Annotated in this window: 2 protein-coding genes and 1 pseudogene; all 3 read right to left on the bottom strand. The window is 47.8% G+C overall.

The annotated features are described in order from the left end of the window. Window positions 1–217: pseudogene (locus tag R7Z78_RS24360) on the bottom strand (hypothetical protein); the annotation flags it as partial. A 116-nt stretch (window positions 218–333) separates the two neighbouring features. Beyond that, complete coding sequence (locus tag R7Z78_RS25090) at window positions 334–567, bottom strand: MbeD family mobilization/exclusion protein (RefSeq protein ID WP_373906686.1); 234 nt, start codon at window positions 565–567, stop codon at window positions 334–336. 3 nt (window positions 568–570) lie between these two features. Next, window positions 571–1,026 carry an MbeB family mobilization protein gene (locus R7Z78_RS25095; RefSeq protein ID WP_411913313.1) on the bottom strand — a complete coding sequence of 152 codons (456 nt, stop codon included), beginning with the start codon at window positions 1,024–1,026 and terminating at the stop codon, window positions 571–573. Between the last annotated feature and the right edge of the window lie 324 nt (window positions 1,027–1,350).

The following is a 1,350-nucleotide window of genomic DNA, read 5'->3' on the forward strand; positions in this document are numbered from 1 at the left end:
CGGATTCCTTAATTGCTTGATTTGATGGCATTAGCGAACCTGTCGGAGCGAAGTTTCTCGCTTCAGCTCGCCTTAATGCCAATCTAGAAGCCTCCGCTTCTCTAGCCATCTTACAAGTAGAACATGGGCACACTGACGGATTCGAGTGCCCAATAGGGCAACGATGAGATTTTGAAGGGTCAAAAATATCGGGAAGCCCCCCATTCAAGCTATGCATTCGCACACCCATAAGAAAAAATTGAACAGTGACAATAGCTTACACGAATGCATTTAAAACGGGAGTCAATCAACGGCAAAAACCTTTAAAACTCATTTCACGCTCTCTGTCTATGTCTAATCTCGCTTCGTGCTGTAATGCTTTTCCAACCGCTGAAGCTGAACGTTCAAGCCGTTCACTTGCTCGCTCAATCTGCTCACTTGCTGACACAACGTGGCGTTCTCTTTCAAAGTAGTGTTGAACATTTTCTCTAAATCCTTGTAAGCGTTCGCAAAGGCTTTGTGTTGCGCCTCGTGCTGCTGTTGTAATTGCTCGAAGGCGTTCAATAGCTGTTTCTCTAACTCCGTCATGCTCTAATATCCCTCCGGTATAAACATCGATCGGTCGTCGCTTTTTCTCGTCCAACCCTTCCCATCCTTGGCGACCGCTATACAAATCCTCTCTCCGCATTGGCTCAACTGAATCTTTCCGCCCTTCAATTCGAGCTGTTTTATCGTGGCACTCTGCTGATTGATCTCTAATTGGTTCGCTAGAATCATGCTCCCTTGCCACCAAATCACGCTTGAGCACGCCACTATCACGAGAAAGATAGTCAACCCTAGCCACGCCCAACTTTTCAGCACTAACACGCTCATGCGTCGATTCTGGGCGTTTATATCGCCTTTGATTTTCTGCTCGCTTGATCTCAACGCCTGCTCGATAAACGTCTCGTGCCTCTCGAATTCGCTCTTGAGACGTTGCTCGGTATCGTGCGCTTGCTGCTTCGATTTCTTCTCGAAGTCCTGCGCCAAATTTAAAATCTTGCTCATAAATCTGCCCTTTCAATCGAATATTCCGTCCACCATCAGGATCGGCAATCGAGAGACTTTTTGAGGTCTGCCTTGCCACGGTGAAACCTGCGCCCTCAAGGGCATTTACCACATCTTGTCGAGTGCGTAACTCGCCGTTGCCTGCGAGAGATAACAATCCGTCTGTGATAGCTCTCGCGGCTTCTTGTTTGGAGGCTGGGAGATTGCGTGGAGTGGTCAATTCACGTTTGTTAATCGGATCATCGGGGTCATGCAGTTTTAAACTGGCATTCATCCCCGTTTTCCATGCGTTAATTCGGGGCTTATCCGCCTTGTCAAAGTAGG

It is taken from the genome of Vibrio sp. 1167, from assembly GCF_033340375.1.
GTDB lineage: Bacteria > Pseudomonadota > Gammaproteobacteria > Enterobacterales > Vibrionaceae > Vibrio > Vibrio alginolyticus.

What these genes read in the sequence shown, in the direction of transcription:
- R7Z78_RS25095 (WP_411913313.1), bottom strand. Translation starts at nt 1,026, where the DNA reads ATGAGCAAGATTTTAAATTTGGCGCAGGACTTCGAGAAGAAATCGAAG.
- R7Z78_RS25090 (WP_373906686.1), bottom strand. Translation starts at nt 567, where the DNA reads ATGACGGAGTTAGAGAAACAGCTATTGAACGCCTTCGAGCAATTACAA.